The sequence below is a fragment of the Brevibacillus borstelensis genome, assembly GCF_003710865.1.
Taxonomy (GTDB): Bacteria; Bacillota; Bacilli; order Brevibacillales; family Brevibacillaceae; genus Brevibacillus; species Brevibacillus borstelensis.
In genome coordinates this window covers 146,473-165,785 of the sequence record NZ_RHHO01000037.1, presented here as the reverse complement: position 1 = coordinate 165,785, position 19,313 = coordinate 146,473, and the positions used below count along the sequence as shown (strand labels likewise).

The 19,313-nt window shown below is 50.5% G+C and carries 14 protein-coding genes; 5 read left to right on the top strand and 9 right to left on the bottom strand.

Translation table 11 applies throughout. The annotated features are described in order from the left end of the window. Positions 1-164: 164 nt before the first annotated feature. The 3 genes from EDM54_RS18340 to EDM54_RS18330 all read left to right on the top strand — a co-directional run bounded on the left by EDM54_RS18340 (position 165) and on the right by EDM54_RS18330 (position 3,614). On the top strand, positions 165-1,346 hold the full coding sequence (locus EDM54_RS18340) for a sensor histidine kinase (protein WP_307723541.1): 1,182 nt from the start codon (positions 165-167) through the stop codon (positions 1,344-1,346). A 12-nt stretch (positions 1,347-1,358) separates the two neighbouring features. After that, complete coding sequence (locus EDM54_RS18335; protein WP_003386853.1) at positions 1,359-2,051, top strand: response regulator; 693 nt, start codon at positions 1,359-1,361, stop codon at positions 2,049-2,051. 336 nt (positions 2,052-2,387) lie between these two features. Further along, complete coding sequence (locus tag EDM54_RS18330) at positions 2,388-3,614, top strand: MFS transporter (protein WP_003386854.1); 1,227 nt, start codon at positions 2,388-2,390, stop codon at positions 3,612-3,614. Between the two features lie 156 nt (positions 3,615-3,770). Here EDM54_RS18330 and EDM54_RS18325 read toward each other — a convergent pair whose 3' ends face one another. Both EDM54_RS18325 and EDM54_RS18320 read right to left on the bottom strand, forming a co-directional pair. Then, positions 3,771-5,507: an amidohydrolase gene (locus EDM54_RS18325; protein WP_003386855.1), complete on the bottom strand. Its 1,737-nt coding sequence runs from the start codon at positions 5,505-5,507 to the stop codon at positions 3,771-3,773. 221 nt (positions 5,508-5,728) lie between these two features. Continuing rightward, complete coding sequence (locus EDM54_RS18320) at positions 5,729-7,102, bottom strand: sugar phosphate nucleotidyltransferase (RefSeq protein WP_024984756.1); 1,374 nt, start codon at positions 7,100-7,102, stop codon at positions 5,729-5,731. A gap of 242 nt (positions 7,103-7,344) precedes the next feature. Between EDM54_RS18320 and EDM54_RS18315 the strand changes: the two genes are divergently transcribed. Continuing rightward, on the top strand, positions 7,345-9,081 hold the full coding sequence (locus EDM54_RS18315) for a phospho-sugar mutase (protein WP_031933330.1): 1,737 nt from the start codon (positions 7,345-7,347) through the stop codon (positions 9,079-9,081). A gap of 37 nt (positions 9,082-9,118) precedes the next feature. After that, complete coding sequence (locus EDM54_RS18310) at positions 9,119-10,330, top strand: glycosyltransferase family 4 protein (protein WP_003386859.1); 1,212 nt, start codon at positions 9,119-9,121, stop codon at positions 10,328-10,330. Positions 10,331-10,499: 169 nt separating this feature from the next. Here the strand turns inward: EDM54_RS18310 and EDM54_RS18305 are convergent, their stop codons facing one another. From EDM54_RS18305 to rfbD, 7 genes are all read right to left on the bottom strand, one after another. Continuing rightward, a complete protein-coding gene (locus EDM54_RS18305) occupies positions 10,500-11,279 on the bottom strand; it encodes a carboxypeptidase-like regulatory domain-containing protein (RefSeq protein WP_122958600.1) in 780 nt (259 codons plus the stop codon). 17 nt (positions 11,280-11,296) lie between these two features. Then, a complete protein-coding gene (locus EDM54_RS18300) occupies positions 11,297-12,340 on the bottom strand; it encodes a glycosyltransferase family 4 protein (protein WP_039071403.1) in 1,044 nt (347 codons plus the stop codon). Beyond that, positions 12,337-13,353, bottom strand: coding sequence for a glycosyltransferase family A protein (locus EDM54_RS18295; RefSeq protein ID WP_051994743.1), 1,017 nt, complete (start codon positions 13,351-13,353; stop codon positions 12,337-12,339). Before EDM54_RS18295 ends, EDM54_RS18300 begins: the two co-directional genes overlap by 4 nt. Positions 13,354-13,496: 143 nt before the next feature. Then, positions 13,497-15,503 carry a glycosyltransferase gene (locus EDM54_RS18290; protein WP_122958599.1) on the bottom strand — a complete coding sequence of 669 codons (2,007 nt, stop codon included), beginning with the start codon at positions 15,501-15,503 and terminating at the stop codon, positions 13,497-13,499. Positions 15,504-15,765: 262 nt separating this feature from the next. Then, a complete protein-coding gene (locus tag EDM54_RS18285) occupies positions 15,766-17,259 on the bottom strand; it encodes a glycosyltransferase family 4 protein (RefSeq protein WP_122958598.1) in 1,494 nt (497 codons plus the stop codon). Next, positions 17,256-18,446, bottom strand: a complete 1,191-nt coding sequence (locus EDM54_RS18280; RefSeq protein ID WP_031933324.1) for a glycosyltransferase family 4 protein — start codon at positions 18,444-18,446, stop codon at positions 17,256-17,258. Before EDM54_RS18280 ends, EDM54_RS18285 begins: the two co-directional genes overlap by 4 nt. Further along, positions 18,447-19,292, bottom strand: coding sequence for a dTDP-4-dehydrorhamnose reductase (gene rfbD / locus EDM54_RS18275; protein WP_170208347.1), 846 nt, complete (start codon positions 19,290-19,292; stop codon positions 18,447-18,449). Positions 19,293-19,313: the final 21 nt, after the last annotated feature.

The window sequence follows — 19,313 nt, the reverse complement described above, 5'->3', positions numbered from 1 at the left end:
TCTCTGGATGTAATTGTCACAACGTATATTGTAAACATAGGACTTCCGTATGTGATCTATCGACGGATTGATTATAGATTCGAGCAGGTCTATCTACAGATAGATGACACACGTGGTAGAATGGAAGCAAGAAAATGAAAATGTGTGGAAAGAAGGGTGTCGCTTTGTTTAAACGAATACTGGAAGCCTTGCAAAAGCGATACTTTACCGTTTGGTTTCTGGCTTTAATTGTCCTGATTTTAGTCCCGAATTCATATATGCATGAAACTCCGACCCAATTCGCTTTTTCGTTTGCCATTCTGGTCTGTCACTTCTGGCTGTTCTGGACGCCAAAGAGCCTGTGGACCCCTTTGCGCACCGAATGCGTTACGTTGTTGATCGGTTTGGTTACAATCATCAAAGCGCTCGCCGGAGGTTCGGAGACGATTGGGCTATTGTTCCCCCTTGTCATTTTTGTCGGCGTCAGAATGGAAGAAAAACGGGCCCTGATCTACGCCACCGGTCTTGGGTTGATCGGACTATTGCTTTTGATCAAGGACCACTCGTTCTTCTCGCCGCATTTGGTCCCCTTCGCGCTCACCTTTATTGGCTGCTATGTCGGAGCAAAAGGGTACCGGGTCCAGTTCGATGCCTATGAGCAAAACCAGCTTCATCTGGAGCAGCTTCAAAAGGCCCATGCCCAACTGAAAGAAGCCCATAACGAGCTGCAGGAGGCTGCCGTCCATACGATGCAGGTGGCCGTCCTGGAAGAACGCACGAGGATTGCCCGCGATCTCCACGATCAGTTGGGGCATTCCCTCACATCTCTGATCGTCCAGCTTCACGCCTTGCAATTCATGCTGAAAAATGGGCCTAGCGACGCACAGGAAGCGGTACGAAACATGCTTTATGTAGCCAAGCATAGTCTGGAAGACATTCGCGGATCTGTTCACACGCTGGCGAGTGACCAGTCTTCCCTTGGTTTGGCTCCGCTGCGGGCGTTCCTTTCCCAAACGGAGAAAAACACCGGGCTGCGCTGCAAATTGGTTGCAGACGATCCCGAGCTTGGGTTGACACAAACCATTTCCATCGCTTTTTACCGAATCTTGCAGGAAGCGGTTACAAATACGCTGCGCCACTCCGAGGCAGGTCAATTGGACGTAATCGTTACCCAGGATGATTCCCACTGCTTTATGTGCATCCGTGACGATGGAAAGCTGACACCTGGTGAAACCATTGCACCGGGATTTGGACTATCAAGCATGAAAGAACGTGTGACGGAGCTGAATGGCTCCCTCTCCTACACCGCGGTTGAACCACATGGGTTTGAAATAAAAGTGGTGATTCCGTACCAGGATATCGCTTAGGAAGGGATAACGATGGTGCAAACAGAAAACGAAGGCGCAAAAAAAATCAAAGTGTTGCTTGTCGATGACCAGACGATGATCCGACAAGGCTTAGGCTATGTCATCCAGATGCAGCCGGATATGGAAGTCGTCGGCGAAGCGGCAGACGGCGAAGAAGCGATAGAAAAAGCGGCAGCTTGCCAGCCCGATGTCATTTTGATGGATGTGCAGATGCCCAAGTGCTCCGGAATCGAAGCAACACGCCAAATCTTGAAGCAATCGCCCCGCATCAAGGTGTTGATTCTCACTACCTTCGACATCCAGAATTACGTAGTGGATGGGATTCGCGCGGGCGCTGTCGGGTATATGCTAAAGGATGCCGATTCCCAGGAGATGCTCGAACTGATTCGCAGCGCTTATCAGGGAGCTGTCCTTTTTCATACCGGTACGGCTGCCAAGGCGTTGGCAGAATTGCTCCGCAGTCAAGAGCCCGTTGCGGCAGAGCCGACCGAAAAAGGGTATGTCCTATTGGAAGACTTGACGGATAGAGAATTGGACGTCCTTCAGCAGCTTGCGTATGGTTTCCGCAACGACCAGATTGCCCAAAACCTGTTTATTTCGGAAGGAACCGTCAAGACACACGTCCATCGGATTTTGCAAAAAATGGGCGTTGAAGATCGTACCCAAGCCGTTGCCCTGGCACTCCGGCACAAGCTTGTAAAATAAGTGAGCTCCAATTCATCCCCCCCTTGTCTGCGTTTTACAATCGCGCTGCAGATGTGAAGCCGGTCATCCTGTTTCGGGTTTCCGGCTTTTTTGTCTTCTTTCGCTTCACCCAATATGGATATACGAACAACTTGCAAAAAGATTTCACTCTATCGAGAGTTTTCTGCCGCAAAGTGCATCTTTCAGAAATCTGCCAGTGTGAGTGCGGATGAAAATCTGTTATTAAGCTTTTGCAATAGGCCTATGTATTTTCTTGATAACTCTCCACGATAAAGGAGTGTTAAAATGAACATATTGTGAACGTTGTTCTTTCTATTGAAAAGGTTGTGTTGCAGCATGTCTTTCTCGTGGAAACGGAATCTAGTCGTCTTGTGGATCGGCGTCTTCTTTTGCAGCGCTGCCTATTCCATTTCCATCCCTTTTTTGCCGATCTTTCTCCATACCTCGCTGGGTGTTAATGAGCATCTGGAAGCATGGTCGGGCATTTCTTTCGGGATTACGTTTCTGGCCAGTGCGTTAATATCTCCCTATTGGGGATCTCTGTCTGACAAGTACGGGAGAAAACCCATGTTGATTCGGTCGGGTTACAGCTTGGCCGTTTTGTATTTTCTCAACTATTTGGTGACGGACCCTTATTCGTTCCTGGCACTTCGAGTCCTGCAGGGGCTTTTGGCCGGATTTGTGCCTGCCTCGATTGCACTTGTCGCGACGAATACGCCAGACAAGCATGTCGGCTACGCTCTTGGCATCATGGCTACTTCTGGTGCTACCGGCGGGATCATCGGGCCACTCATCGGGGGCTTTGTCAGCCATCTGTGGGGAAACCGGGAAGCGTTCCTTTTCTCCGCTGTAGTCGTCTTGATCGCGGCATTAATTGCCACATTTTTCGTAAAAGAAACGAATTTCAACCGGTCCGGCGAGCGTTCGCATGTTGCAGACGATATTCGTCTCGCGATGGCTAACCGCTCCTTTGTCACCATTCTCGGCCTGGCCATGGTCGTAACGATCTCCGTCATGCTTCTGGAGCCGCTGCTCACCGTCTACGTCCTGCAGCTCGGGGCATCTCAGCAAGATGCTTCGCTCAGCTCGGGCATCATCTTTTCCGCGGTCGGAATCGCCACGGTGCTGGCCGCTCCGCAATGGGGCAAGATCGGCAACAAGATCGGCTACTCGAAGATTCTCTTTATCGGCTTGTTGGGCGGCGGAATCGGGAACCTGCTTCAGTACTTTTTCACCAGCCTGTACGGCTTTGGCATCCTGCGCTTTGTTTACGGGTTGTTTTTCGCGGCCGTCTATCCGTCTTTGAATGCGCTGATCGTGAAAGTAACAGACCCTGAATTCCGCGGCAGAGCATTTAGCCTCAATCAATCCTCTACACAGCTCGCCAACATGATCGGTCCTGTGCTGGGAGGCTTTTTGGGAGGCTGGATTCCCATCCGGACGGTATTTATTATCAACGGGATGGCATTGTTGGTCATTGCCGTACTGATGAAAACAAAATTTGCGATCCAGGCCCCCGCCAAAGAAAGCAGGGACGTAAAGGCAGATCATTCGACTGCTTGATGATTGCTACCGGCAAAAGATCACCGTTCTATAAGGTCTATCGCACTTTGAATGTTGATTGAAGGTAAAAAAAGCTGCCCGTTCCAGCAGATTCGTCTACTGGAAGAGCAGCTTTTTTTTACTTAAAGCCAATTCATTCCCTATTCACTATTCCCTTTACTTGAACGCCTCGTTTCGATACACTTCTTTGCCTTCAAACAGCGTCCAGAGAATGTTCGTTTTCTTGATCTCCGTTGCCGGAATCGCAAACAGGTTTTTATCCAGAACGACCAGGTCTGCCTTCTTGCCCACTTCGATAGAACCGGTAATGTCCTCTACAAAATTGGCGTAAGCCCCGTCAATCGTAAAGCTGGCAATCATGTCGGCCAGTGTGGCGCGTTCATCCGGGTTGGCAATATCTTTGGGGTCCGTTTTGCCCTCTTCAATCCGGGTGATGCCTTGTTGAATGCCGTGCAGCGGATTAAACTCCTGGGTCACAATGTAGTCGCTGCCGGAAGCCATCACGATGCCTGCGTTGATCATGCTTTTCATCGGGTACTCCTCTTCGGCCCGCTCCCGGCCCAAATACGGGACCTCGATTTCTTCAAAGAACCCGGGCTCCTTCAAGAACCAGTAAGGCTGCGGGATTCCGATGACGCCCAGCTTTTTAAAGCGCTCCATATCTTTTGGATTGAACAATTGCAAATGAACAATGGAAGGACGAGCATCCCGCTGTCCGTTCTTTTTCTCCGCATATTCGAATCCGTCGAGAGTAATTCTCGTCGCTGCATCGCCGATCGAGTGGACGTGCAGCTGGAAGCCGGCTTTATCGACAGCCGCCGCCGTCTCGTTGTACACTTCCGGGTCCCAGATCAGCTGGCCCCTCGTATGCTTGTGCTTGTACGGCTCTTCCAGATAGCCGGTAGCACCCTCTACGACGCCGTCCATGAATATTTTCACCGCGTTGATCTGAAAATGAGGGCCTTTGTTCTCTTCGCGCAGCTTGATGAACTCTTTCACCTGCTCCGGACCCTTCGCCGGGTCTGCAGTAATGGCGTTGCGGAAGCGGACAGTCAGCTTGTCTTCCTCAGAGAGCTGCTTGTACGCCTCGAGCACGTTTGGATAGCGCAGCATGTCCGGATCGCGCGCTGTCGTGACCCCACGCTCGGCGGCCAGCTTCTGATATTCCAAAATTCCGTTCATATACTGCTCGACTGAAAGACCCGGAATTTTCTTCAGCACGAGGTCCATCGCCTTTTCGCGCAGTGTTCCTGAAGCCTCTCCAGTAGCCGGATCGCGCTCGATCAGACCTCCGTCCGGATTCGGCGTGCTTTTTGTGATTCCCGCCACTTCCAATGCCTTGGAGTTTACCCACAGAGAATGACCATCATCCGATGTGAGTGCGATCGGGATGTCTTTGGATACTTCATCCAGCGCCTCTTTACGCGGTCCAATTCCGGTGGCAGCCGAGTTCGTCCAGCCCCGCCCCTGGATCGCGGTTTCCTCTGGATACTTCTTCACAAATTCCTTGACAGCTTTCACGTATTCTTCGATCGACCCCAGTTCAAACAGATCGACTGTGTAAATCATGCCGGTCGTCTTGCTGGCATGGGTATGGCTGTCGATGAAGCCCGGCAGAACCATCTTCCCCTTTACATCCACCACTTTAGTCTGTGCCCCGGCGTACGCTTTTGCTCCTTCGTTGGTACCGACATAAACGATGGTATCTCCCTTGACTGCGACCGCTTCGGCCCAGTTCCGGTTCCGGTCTACCGTATAGACGGCACCGTTTTGCAGGATCATGTCAGCCGGCTGGACAGCAGATTTTGTCTGGACAACCGGTTGGGCATGTCCGATCGACGGCACCAGCAGGGATGCCAGCAGCAATGCACCTGCCGCTTTCTTTGCAAACATGCTACTCCTCCTTTTTCTGTCTGACTTATGCAGAATAATAAATGATTGCGACGGACAAATAAGCTTTTGCGTATATGTACGTTCCGCTCATCCATCATAAGGTACAATGGCGATGTTTGGCAATTCATATAGGAAAGAAAACGACATAAGTTTGGAAAGATTCATGAAAAAGCGCCCCCTGTCCTCTGGCATGGCGGCGCCTGTCTCATGATCGCTTTCTGTCATTGCCTCAAGGAGTCCAAGAGATCATCCCACGACATGAATAGGCGGACGATATCTTCTTCGACAAGTCTTGTGCCCATTTGAATCTCGATAATCTCCAACTCTTCGATTGCCTTGATTGCATGTTTGGCATGGACAGGAATTCTGACGACATCGCCTGCCTTTACCCGAATCAACCGGTCATTCAATACGAATTCACCGATACCGGCTACAATCGTCCATACCTCACTGCGCATCTGGTGATATTGATAGCTGAGGTTTTTTCCTGCGTATAAACACAAGCGCTTGGTCAAGATGTCTGTTCCATCCGTCCTTGTTTGATAATCGAGGACTCGATACCATCCCCATCGCCGTTCCTCAAACATCGGTCTTTGGTCTATCTTTTTCACCAGATCCTTCACTCGGTGGCTTTCCGATTTTTCCGATACCAGTATGCCGTCAGGGCTTGCCGCTACAACGACATTCGGCACTCCCACTACCGCTATCGGGATATCCAATTCATTCACGACATGTGTATTGCTGCTATCGTCGCTAATGATGCCTTTTCCGATCACTTTTGTTTGAATATCCGCCGTCAGTGTATCCCACGTGCCCAAATCCCGCCAGGTGCCATGATACGGGATCGCTACAACCCGATCTGCTTTTTCAACTACTTCATAGTCAAAGCTTATTTTTGGCAATTGGTCGTATTTCTCCACAAGCTCATCAAACTCAACCGGCAGCTTTTTTTCTTCCAGCAATTGAATGAGGTAGCCTAACCGAAATGAAAAAACACCGCAATTCCACAATGCATTTTGCCGAAGAAGCTTGGCTGCCTCATCTTTAGACGGTTTTTCCGTAAAGGAATCAACAGGGATATAGCCTTCGGAGGTTTTTAGGGTATTTTGAACCGGAATAATATAACCGTACTTTTCGGATGGGGAGGTGGGCTGCACCCCGATTAATGCAATATCTGCGTCGGATTGTCGTATCGCGTCCTCCAACTCCTTGACTTTATCAAAAAATTGATAATCCGTATAAGGATCGACTGGCATGACGACGATCACTTCATTCAGGTCTACGCCCTGCTTCGAATAGAAATACGTTGCTGCCAAGGCTATAGCCGGATACGTGTCTCGACGCTCCGGTTCAATGATAAGAGGCACATTGCTCCCCAACTGGGAGGTAATCATGTCCACCTGCGTTTTGCTTGTCGATATATAGGCTGAATGGTCCATTTTTTTCGTCTTCAGTTGTTTCCATATCCTCTGTATCATCGACTCCATCTCGTCATCGGGAGTTCGTATCGTTTTTAGGAACTGTTTTGATCTGGATTCGTTGGAAAGCGGCCACAGTCGTTTCCCTGTTCCTCCTGAAAGCAAAACGAGCCTCAACGGAAAGCACCTCTCTTCTGTCTGATCCTGATGTACACATGTAATATCCATATGATCACTCGCCGGAAAAGGTATGTGTGTATCGACCAGCTTAAGAGTGGAAAACCGACAACGGGCTCGTCCAAAGCCAATCTGCACATGAATATTGTGGCACTGTCTCCGGTTGCCATTTATACCGCCGCTCATACTATGTTTTATACTCGCAGATGTGTGCGAATCGATGTGGAGGTTTTCGGCTCATGATCAATTGGAGAGAGCGATATAATCGCTGGATGAATTACCCCGATCTGGACGAAAGACTACGCGAAGAGTTACAGCGCGCAAAGGATAATGAACCACTTCTAGAGGACCTCTTTTATGCCGATCTGGAATTCGGTACGGGAGGGATGCGGGCGGAAATGGGACCTGGCCCCAATCGGATGAACGTGTATACGGTGCGAAAAATTTCCGAAGGGCTGGCCCGCTTTATCGCAGAGTCTGGCCAACAGGCGAAGGCGCAGGGCGTAGTGATTGCCTATGACTCCAGAAACAAATCGTCTGATTTTGCGATTGAATCCGCAAAGGTGATAGGAAGGCACGGCATCCGTGTTTATTTGTTTGATCGGCTCTGTCCAACCCCCCTTCTGTCTTTTGCGGTGCGCCACCTGCATGCGTTCGCGGGAATCGTTATCACCGCGAGCCATAATCCGCCCGAGTATAACGGCTATAAAATTTACGGCAGCGACGGTGTCCAAATCACGCCGGCGACCGCCGAACAAATCATGGCAAAGGTAAACGAGGTAACAGACGAACTGTCCGTAGAAAGTGGTGACGAAGCATCATTGAGGCAGAGCGGCCTATTGGTGCAGATTCATGATGATATCCTGGAAGCATATGTCGAGCGACTGCAGACGATCAGGCTGAACCCTGAACCATCGGGTACTTCGCAGGTAAACATCGTTTTTACCCCTTTACATGGAACAGCATACGAACCCATCAGGCTCGTTCTGAGCCGGTTCGGCTACAATCAGGTCACTGTCGTTACCGAGCAAGCGAATCCGGACCCGCATTTCACCAATGCAGCATCGCTCAATCCGGAAGAGCCGCAAGCATTCGAGCTGGCGCTGCAATACGGTAAACGGACAAACGCTGATCTGATCCTGGCAACCGATCCAGATGCGGACCGCATCGGTGTCGCAGTCAAAAAAGGTCCGCAGGGATATACGATACTGTCCGGCAATCAAATCGGTGCCCTTTTACTGGACTATCTCCTATCCGAGCGAAAAAGAAAAGGGCTACTGCCAGATAACGGCACCATCGTCAAAACCATTGTCACATCCGAATTCGCCCGAGCAATCGCGGCCGATTACGGTGTAGATACGGTGGATACGCTGACGGGCTTCAAGTATATCGGAGAGAAGATCAGCATGTACGAGAGATCGGGTCAGTACACGTTTCTGTTCGGATTCGAAGAAAGCAGCGGCTATTTGATCGGCGACTTTGTCAGGGATAAAGACGGCATCCAAACGGCTCTGATGTTAGCAGACATGTGCGCTTTTCATAAGTCATCGGGAAAGTCCATATACGACGGACTGATCGAACTGTACAAGAGATACGGATTTTACAGCGAAGACTTGTATTCCTTATCCCTCAAAGGGAAGGCGGGAGTCGAGAAAATCAGGGCCACCCTGTCTTTTTTTCGCCAGCAAGGTTTTACCGAGGTTGCCGGCAAAAAAGTTATGGTCGTGGAAGATTTTCTGGCAGGCACTTGTAGAGAAATGGTCAACGGCACCAGTACCGCGATTCCCTTGCCGGCATCCGATGTGTTGAAGTACCGGCTAGATGACGAGTCGTGGTTTTGCCTGCGGCCCTCCGGTACCGAACCAAAACTAAAAGTATATCTGGGGACGAAAGGTGTCACTTCGGAAGAAAGCAGTCAAAAGCTTCGAGCATTGAAGAATTTTGTGCTTGAGCAGTTCAACGCGCTCGGGCTCATATGAGTACGCTGTACAAATAAAGCGCAGCGGAGGCTTATTCATGAACATTTTACTCGCTACGTACTGGATACTCCCCCACGTAGGAGGGGTAGACACGTATTTACGTACTTTAAAGCAAGGATTGGAAGAACGCGGCCATCAAGTAGATTTGCTTGGCCATCATCCGGACATGAGTCGGGTGCACTTGCTGGACGACAAAAAAAGCGTGGAGAAAAAACCGATTCACCTTCCTGTTTATGATATTTTGATGGATTATTTTGACCGGGAGTTTCCGCTTCTCGATCACTGGGCGCGGTACCGCCTTATCGAGCGGCATGTATTTGAGATGGCCACTGTCATGCTCGAACTGAATCAGTATGATCTGGTTCATACGCAGGACATCATCTCCACGCGGGCTCTATCTCGTGTCATTCCCAAACACATTCCGCATGTCGCAACGATTCACGGCATGATTCACGATGAGTTTGTTTTAACCGGGGAGATCGATCAGGCGGACTCGATGCGCTGGAAGTACAGCTATTTGGAAGAAAAACTGGGATGCTCCTCCGCAGATGCCACGATTCTCCCGACCGAATGGCTTCGCAGGGAATTCACAAACCGCTTCTCTGTGGCTCCGGAAAAGCTGACGGTCGTTCCCTATGGATTACAGGCAGAAGCGATAGCCCAACAGACGGACGCAATCCAGCACATCCCCCGGTCAGACGGCAAACAAGTCATTATTTGTCCCGCCAGGCTGGTTCCGTACAAAGGGCAGCGGTATTTGATCGAGGCTTTGGCAAAATTGGCTCGCGTCCGCGATGACTTCGTTTGCCAATTTGCCGGGGAAGGCCCGGACCGAACGGAGCTGGAAGCGTTGGTCGGACAGCACAACCTGGACCATCATATTGAATTTTTGGGCAACCGATCCGATATCTTTCATCTGCTCAAACAGGCGAGTATTTTCGTGCTTCCCTCCCTTGTCGAAAATCACTCCCTGGCGATCATGGAAGCGCAAATTATCGGTTTGCCCATCGTAACCACCCGTGTGGGAGGAAATGCGGAGCTCGTCTCGCATCACCATACGGGCTTGCTGGTCGAACCCCAAAACAGTGAAGAGCTGTTTCAAGCGCTTCTGATGCTGATGAATAACAAAACTCTTCGGGAAAAGCTCTCGCACGATGCCAGGAGGTGGGCCAGAAAATACTGGCGGCACGATTTCATGGTGAACCGGACACTGGAGGTATACGAACAGGTACGCCTGCACAAAAAATAAGCCCCCTCTCCGTATGTATGCCTTCTCTCTCTGTTGAGGGATGGCCTAAACAACGAGCATCCCGTCCACTTTTGAAAGTGAAACGGGATGCTCGTTTGTTTATGGTTCCAATTTGGCCCAAGCCGTCGACATTTCGCAAATTTCCCCTTCGGCCTGGCATTTCACCTTTTTACTGAAGCGGCAATACGGGTATGTGTATCACCATGCCGTCCCCGTTCAATGTGACGTGGATTTGCTGTTCGCCATACTGATACGATCTGCCTACAACTATATAATTTCCGTCAGACAGTTCGTCAAACTGATAGTGTCCGTACTCGTCGACAGCCGTTGCGGTTATGAGCTGTTTTCTCTCATTCAGCAAGAGAACGTATGATAACGCTGCAGGCGCCCCTGAAAATTTATCGTATACGATTCCTTTGATAGAAGCAGAGGAGCACTCTCTCGGCTTCCCCGGTTCCTTTAATTCACGCAGCATATCCTCATCGGGCACTTTGTAATCGGGGGGCAATGAATAAGCGACCTCATCCCAAGTTTCCTCATCCAGAAAATAAACCTTTTTCGACGGCGTGAACGAAAACAAGTGATGATACGGCTCCATTAAATCTGCTACCCCAGTGAGCTTCACTTCATCCAACAGAAACGAAAGCTGCCGTACGTCTTCGTTCAACCCCACCTCCTGTGGAACAAACACATCGCTGGCTACGATCTCCAAAACACCTTTCATCATCGCCGGAAGCAACACGGTGATTGAGAATTTTTCCGTCGGATTGATTTCCTCATGAAGCAACTGGCCATTGACGTAAAAGGAGAGCGTGAGATTTTCCGGATATTCGTGGCGCCGCCCGCAAATCGTCAGAGACGCAGCTTCTTTTATATTTTTCAATGGTAAAACGAGGCGCTTTGATACCCACCCATCCTGATAGCGGTCCGTAAATACCATGTTTGTCATTCCCATCCCCCCGCTGTTTACCCAATCAACTTCTCGATCACGGAATCCCAACCAAGCTCCATATCTTCAATCAAACGCAGTCCGTTCATCCCCATCGTTTGCGCGCTCCGCTTGTTTGAGAACAAATAGTCGAGCTTTTCCGCAACAGCTTTCGGATCGGGCTCCAGCACGAAGCCGTTATCGCCATTCCTTACAAACTCGAGCGGACCGCCAGCGTCGACATGCGTAATGACGGGTTTGCCGGACAGAAACGACTCCAGCGTGACATAGCCGTAATCTTCCTGGTACGGTCCGTAATAAACTGCCAACGCGTTCGCATAGTACTTTCTTTTCTCTTCTTCGGAGATCCAGCCGAGAAAGTGCACCCTGTCTTGCAATCCGTATGTTTCCACAGCGGATTTCATTTTGTTGATAAAGGTTTCCTTTCCTCTGCCGGCGATCACAACCTTGACTTGTGTTTTGGTATAGCGCAGGGCTTCGATCAGTACCTGCTGCCGTTTTAATTCTTCCAATCGGGAGGGACAAAAGATATAGTTTCCTATCTCTCCCGTGTAGAAGTGTTCGCATCCGAACGGAGGGTGGTAGAGAGGCATCGATTCAATCCCGTTGTACGTACGCAGCCTCTCTGACACAGTCGCCGAGATCGTGTATGTTTTGGCGCATCCAGAAAGGGCATGGCTGTCTTCCTCTACGATCATCTTTCGCAAGCGGTCGCCGCCCTCCATTTTGTCCAGACCATCGAAACCGGTTCCCCACAGCTCGTATGCTTCGCGATGCTGATGCAGCAGCCATAACACTTTGTTGTCGTGCCGGGCATAGTAGATCGGAAATTTCAGGGCAATCATCAGGTCGATCGGTCTCCCCTTCATTTCCGACAAGTCGATCAAGCGGGACATACGGATGCTGTTTTCCAGACTCTCAGCCGGATACCACTTGAAGGGGATGGTCACGACCTCCGCCTCGTGTCCCCTGAGAATAAGCTGCATTTTTAAATTGTTGGCCAATATCTCTGCTCCCCCGTATTCAAATGGCACTTGAACGGAGGCAATGGCAATCCTCATCGATCCACCTCATTTTTTGAGCAAGCGTTCATTGTTGGCCCCGGATTTTTTTCCAGCGAAAAAAACCTCCGCAAAAAATGCGGGAGCTTGTCGTGTCTGCAGCCAAAATAAGCGCCCAACCTTCTGGCGATATGCCACCGCCAGCGAAAATAAACCCAGTAACACTTTTCGTGCCGACGATAGTCGGTCTCGGAAAAAATGAATTGCGCTTCGGCTCTGGCTATTCGATAACAGGCGGGAATCAAGGTTGCAAGCGAAACATCTTCGGTGTAGCCGAAAGCCATATGCATCCCCCGCAATTCATCAAAGAAACGCTGAAAATAGCGAAAAAACGAGGAGTAACTATGGGAATGGATGACTGCCGCCTTTGGCATATATACCTTTTTCCAGCCATTGACGATGATGTCTCTGCCCATTACTTGGTCTTCCGTGTATATCACATCGCGAAATCGGATAGCAGCCCACGCCTCTTTCCTTAAAGCCGAATTGACATTTGAGTTAAATCCGTACCAGAGCGGATTCTGGTGATAGAGAGCCCGGCCTTCAGGGGTATCCTCCACATATTGCACGAGAGGCTCATCCGACTTGGAAAACATTTCGAAATGGAGCATCAAATCGCGCCGTGTAAAGGGATCGCATTCAGGTCTGGCAATCTGCTTGCCAAACACACAGCCGACTCTGGGGTCGAGGCTAAAACCCCTGATCATCTCCTCCAGCCAAAACTCATCGGCCGGGGTTGCGTCTTGCGTCAAAAAAACAAGGTATTGCCCGCGGGACAATTCGGCCCCGTAGTTCCGTGTTTTTCCATGTCCGAACTGTTTCTTGTCAATGGGATAAAACCGGACGGGATATGACATCAGCACGTCGACTGTTCCGTCCGATGAGCCGGAATCAATGGCAATCACTTCAAAAGGAAAGCTTGTTTGCTGCCGATAGATCGCGCGAAGAACTTCATCGATATACCGGATACCGTTATACGTCAGAAGAATAATGGAAACATCGACCTGCCCCATTTCCATCCCCCCTTCTGTCCTCCCCGTCGCTCATCTGGTGCTGCGACACTTTTTCGCCACGTGAAACCGCGCTTTCCATCCACCCCATCTGACTCCATCCGGAGAAGCTGAGACGAGACCTGTGAGCGATCGTCACCCGCGGTTCATCCGCTCGCTCCTTGCACCTCTCGTATATCCAGAATCTGCTGGTGAAACAGCCTCGCGTTGTATTCGGTTTCTACAAATTTCAGGCCGTTGGTTCTAAGGCGCTCCCATACCAGACTATCTGTGTAGCAAGCGATGATTTTATCTGCATAGTCCCGAGGATCCCTTCCGATCAGCACCGTATCTTCCGTTAAACCGAGCTGATCCGCGATGAGAGGGGACACAACAGCCGGGACGCCGTATGACATGCTTTCCAGCAATTTCAAGGGTATTCCGGCAGCAAATCTGGTAGGCACGACAAACACTTTGCTGTGATTGTAATATGGCTGCAGATCAGGGACGGTCCCGGTGACCTTGATGTGATCGGAAGCCAGGTTTTTGATCGAATCCAGCAGATTTGTGCCGGTGAGCCACAGATTGACTCCCAATTCCTTGAAGACGAGCGGATAGACTTCGTTTACAAAATAAAGTGCCGCATCCTCATTCGGCGATCCTGGCGTAAAGCTTCCGACAAATAGCAAATCTTGACGTTGTGAAAATGGATTGGGCGTTGGCTGGACTTCGATACGGTGGCCCAGCACCTGGACCTGCTTCACACCGAGACTTTGAATGGTTTTCCTTTCCCGTTCAGATACCGAAATCACCTTGTCTGCCAGGGCCATCAATTGCATTTCCTCCAGAATCAGGCTTTGTACGGTTTCTTCAGTCAGTGGGATGCCCAGCGCAGTTTGCCGGCCGATTTCCCTGTGGAAAAAGAGAGCTTCCGCATCGTACACGATCTGGGGTTTGGGGTTGGTGTTTTGCATGATGCCGGCAATTTCCCGCATGTTGTGCGGTCTGCTGACCAGCACCTGGTCATACGCATCCTTTCTTTCTTCCCAGAAGTCACGGAAGTTTATCTGTTGATCGCCCGTGTTGTAAATGACTTCGATTCCCATTTGTTGCAACTGTTCCGTGTAGGGCTGCACTGACTCCGAAAATTGCAAAGGAAACAGCGTCACGGAAACATTCGCGTCGGCCAGCCCCTGCAACAGCATCCAGCTTCGCGGATATCCGCAGCCAAGCGCAGGGATTGGAATCCGGTCATCGACTACGAGCACCTTCCATTTTTTGTCCCGCTGATGTTCTCTGGCCCGGATGCTCGCACCGGCTCCGGGTAAATGGTAATCCTGCAGCCGGTGATTCCATCGCCCGGCAAATACTTCCCTGTGTTTGGCCTGAAGCAGCATGGCCTGTTCCGGGGAACTGCTTCCAAATTCATAGTGAATGACGACAGCAGCAGGTTGATACATAATCCGATAACCGAGCTCCCGCAGCTTCATGCACAAATCTGTTTCTTCGTAGTATCCTGGGTGGTAACGCTCGTCAAACATCCCCGCTTCCATAAATACGTCTTTTTTGAGAAACAAACAAACACCGGAGCAATAATCGACCTCGCGCACATACGAATACTCCGGTTTGAAAGGTTGATCTCCCCGACCGTATCCCGCACAAGAGCCGTCTCGCCAAATGATACTGCCCGCCTCCTGGAGTTGTCCGTCGGGGAAGATGACTTTGGCCCCTACGGCTCCGCAATGTTTTGTCGTTTCCGCAGTCCGGAGCAGCGTAGACAGCAATGCAGGAGTGATCTGTGTATCGTTGTTAAGAAAAAGCAGCCATTTCCCGCGCGCAGCGGCAGCTCCCTGATTGCATCCCTTCACAAAGCCCTCATTCTGCTCATTGCGGATGATAGCTGCCTGGTGGGTCCTTTTCAAAAGGTGGACTGTTTCGTCACTTGAGCCATTATCGACGATGACAACCTCATAAGGGACATCAGCGTGGGCTTTTATCGTTTCGAGGCATTGGAACGTATACGCAGCTTTGTTGTAAGCGACCAGAATGATAGAGACAACTGGCTGTTCCCAGTTCGGATACTGCAGCGTCGAGCTGGGATTGGCAAGAAAAACGCCCAGTTTTACCTTCAGGAAAGTGGCAAGCTGTTCTTGAAGCTGACTTCTTTCATTCATTTTTTTGCCTCCGGGTGGTTACCTCCATGTTGTCGTCACGTTTGTATCAGGACAGGCCGAATAGCCATCATTACACAGTGAACCACTTATGCTTACATCTATTTTTATGAAACAAGTGACCTGATGGAAACTGGCCATTCCGACCAAAAACGCGCCTTTCACGCGGTGAACATGCTTCTTGCAAGCCGAAGCCTTTTGTGTGAACACTTGAAGGCTGCCAGGTGTTTCTGTGCGATCAAACAGAGGGGAAATGCCCCTCTTTTCATTCCGTCAATGTTTTTATAAAGGCCGGATCCGGTATCGAATAGTCGGGCGGTACCCTCTTGAGCACGTTGCTCCATTGCGCAGCATCAAATTTTGCCGGATCGATGTCGAAGGAGAAAATACTCTCTGCCTTCCCGGAGCGATCTATTCTCTTGGAGACCAAACCGTGCTTGCCAGACAAATCCGGCTGCTCCCGCCGCTCTTCCGATCCGTGCTTTTTTCTCTCGATTGCCTGAACATATATCCCCATCGTCTTTTCAAACATGGTTTTGGAAGAGAAACGGATTCGAGCCCGTCCGGCAGCGTTCATACCCAGTGTGAAACGCAATTCCTGATTGGTTAGCAGCCGAATCAGGCTTTCGGCCAGTTGGACGCTGTTGCCCGTCTGGAAGATCAGGCCTGTTTCTTCGTGGCAGACTACCTCGGGAATCCCCCCGGCATCAGATGCGACACATGGTTTTCCTGCCACTTGCGCTTCCATCAGCGTATACGGGTGCATATCCTGTATCGACGCCAGCGCGACGATATCCGATAATTTCAGTAGAGCCTCGACATCATATCGATCCCCGAAGAAAACGAGATGATCCCATACCCCTGATTTTTTCGCTTGCATCTCCAGCTCATCTCTCAACTTTCCGTCCCCGATAAGCCAGCAGACGAAGTTGCTCTCCCTTTCCTTTACGATGCGCAAAGCCTCGATCAATGTCTTATGATCCTTTTCCGGAACGAGCCGCGCAGGACAAGCGATAATCAATCTCCCTCCCGCCTGCTGATTTGCAGTCAAAGGCGGGTACGGTTCAAAGTCGAAACGGGTTAAAAACGGGGGCAAATCCAATGCATAAGGGAGTACGGTGAGTTTGTCTGGATGGACGCCGTATTCGCCCCCCAGTATCTTCTTTTGCCATCTGGTCGGTACAATCGTCGCATCGGAGGACATGTGACCGACATACTCTTCGGCTGCGGCATACTTCCATTTCAGGCTTTCCTTGCTTGCGATTGCTCCTGAATGGATATATTCCGTTGCAAGGATGCCGTGAATGGTCGCGACGAGGGGGATATGGTGCGGCTTCGCACGAGACAGGGCGCGTGTGGACAGGATGTCTTGGGTGTGTATCACATCGTAATTCTGGAGATCGAGCAAGGCAGCCGATACTTCAAACGTGTATCGCTCGACTTCCCGCCAGCGAATGGCGGGTTCGGTGCCAGGAAGATGCCTTTCAAAATACTGAAACATCTGATGGTCAATGACATCCTTAATCGTCAAGCGCTTTTCGTGACTGTTCGTCGTTTTATCGATTTCACGCCCGGTCAGGCTCCGTCCAAACTCATCTCGGATGTGACTGTACTTGTAAATGGTTCGCATGTCCTGATGATGGGCGAGAATGTCGACGTGATGTCCATTTTCCTCAAGCTCTTTTTTTAGCGTATCTATGTAGCGATTTACTCCGCCAACGTGAGGAAAAGGAAAATAGGAAGCAAGCAGAATTTTCAAACAGGACCCCTCCCGCCTTGTTGACTGATCATCGCGTTGACCAGCCTCTTGAAGTTGTCATAATGATACAATTCAACAGCCCGTTGTCTCCCCTGCTGCCCCATAGCCGCCCGTATATCCGGTTCGTCGATCAATTTCTGTATCGCGGCGCCAAGCGAAGCGGTATCTCCTTTGTCGATCAACATTCCTGTCTTCCCGTCGATGACGATTTCCTTCAGACCGCCTGATTTGTAGGCGACAATACAGATTGAAAGTGCCATTGCCTCCAGAGCGACGTTGGGAAACGCTTCTTCGACGAGACTCGGGACGACGACCATATCGACTGCGAGCAGCAAATCCGAAATATCCGGAAGCGCACCCAGATAGTGATATTCGACCGCCTCCATCCATTTTGCTTCTTCCTGGCACATTCGAAAGTAATCGTCGTCTCCTATGTTTCCCGCCGCCAACAATACGATTTTCTCCTGGCTTTTGAGAGAACGGCAGGCTCTGATCAGCTCAATCAGTCCCTTTCCGGCATAGATAGAGCCAAACCATCCGATCACGGCATCTGAATCAGTCCAGCTCAAGGTCTGACGGACCACTTTTCTTCTCTCCCTCACAAACAAATGATCAAGAATGACAACCCCGTAGGGAAGCAGATCAATCTGCCGTTGTCCTGCTGACGCCAGAGACTGTGCTATGATCGCGGATGGAACGAGGATTCGATCGCCATGACCGTGGATCAAAGCCAAAAGAGGCAATGTCTCCGGCTTGCTCGGGACGGTTTCGTGAATATACCACCAAACGGGAATCTTCCTTTTTTGGGCGATGACCAACGGAAATGCGTTTATGGCACTGTTGGCAATGATCAGGCTCGGGGATATCTCAGCAATCGCTTGATCGAGCAAACTCCCTTCTGCTCTCATCTGAAGCATGCCGATCTCATCTCCCAAACGACCGGGACTGTAAATGAAACTCCACAATAAAGGAAAGGGGATGATGCGCGATTCCATCCCCATCTGATCCGCCCGCACTACGGACAGTCCAGGTCCCGGACTTATCCAGACTACCTTCAGCCGCATCTCCAGAAGTGCAGCGCCAAGCATAAGCAGTACTTTTTCCGCCCCTGTTACGATCTCCGGGTGTGCATGATGGCTGATAAGCATGACCACCCGTTCACTTGCAGACGGTGCGCTGATGTTCATTTAAATGCTCCTTAGCTCATCAATAAATTGGGTTAATGCGGTTCTCCAATGTCGCAAGGTCGAGAACCCGTTCAAGCGTATGGCCATGTGGTCAAGAACGGAGTATGCAGGCCTTGCGGCGGGGAGGAGAAATTTTGCCGTGTCAACCGGACGTACGGTTACCCCCAATCCCGCGGCAGCAAATATCGCTTTTGCCCATTCATATCTGGAACAAGCTCCCGTATTGGAAACGTGATAAATGCCATATTTCTCGCTCTCCAGCAGCTCTTTTATAAACCAGGCCAATTCCGGCGCATAGGTCGGAGAGCCCACTTGGTCGCAAACAACGTCGATCTCCGTGCGCGTTTCAGCCAACCGCAACATGTTCTTTACAAAGTTGTTCCCATGTCTGCCGTATACCCAGGAGGTCCGTACGATGAAATAATTGTCTGATAAAGTTTTTACCATGTCCTCGCCAGCCAGCTTCGATTTGCCATATACGTTCACAGGATTTACAAAGTCGTACTCCCGGTATGGCTTAGTACTGCGGCCGTCAAATACGTAATCCGTGCTGATATACATCATCTTTGCCCCTGCCTGCTGAGCGGCTACCGTCATATTTCGCGTTCCGTACGCATTCACGAGAAATGCGCGGTCTTGATCGGCTTCTGCTTGATCGACATGGGTGTAGGCAGCCGTGTGTACGACGATCTCTGGCCGTGCTTCCTGTACGATGTCCCGAGCTTTGGACAAATCGGTAACATCCAGTTCGTTGCGGGTGCAGCCAATCACCTGGTGATGAGCGGAAAGAACCTTGACCAACTCACGACCCAATTGGCCGTTTGCACCTGTCACCAAGATTTTCATGCTTCCCACCCTGTTTCCGGA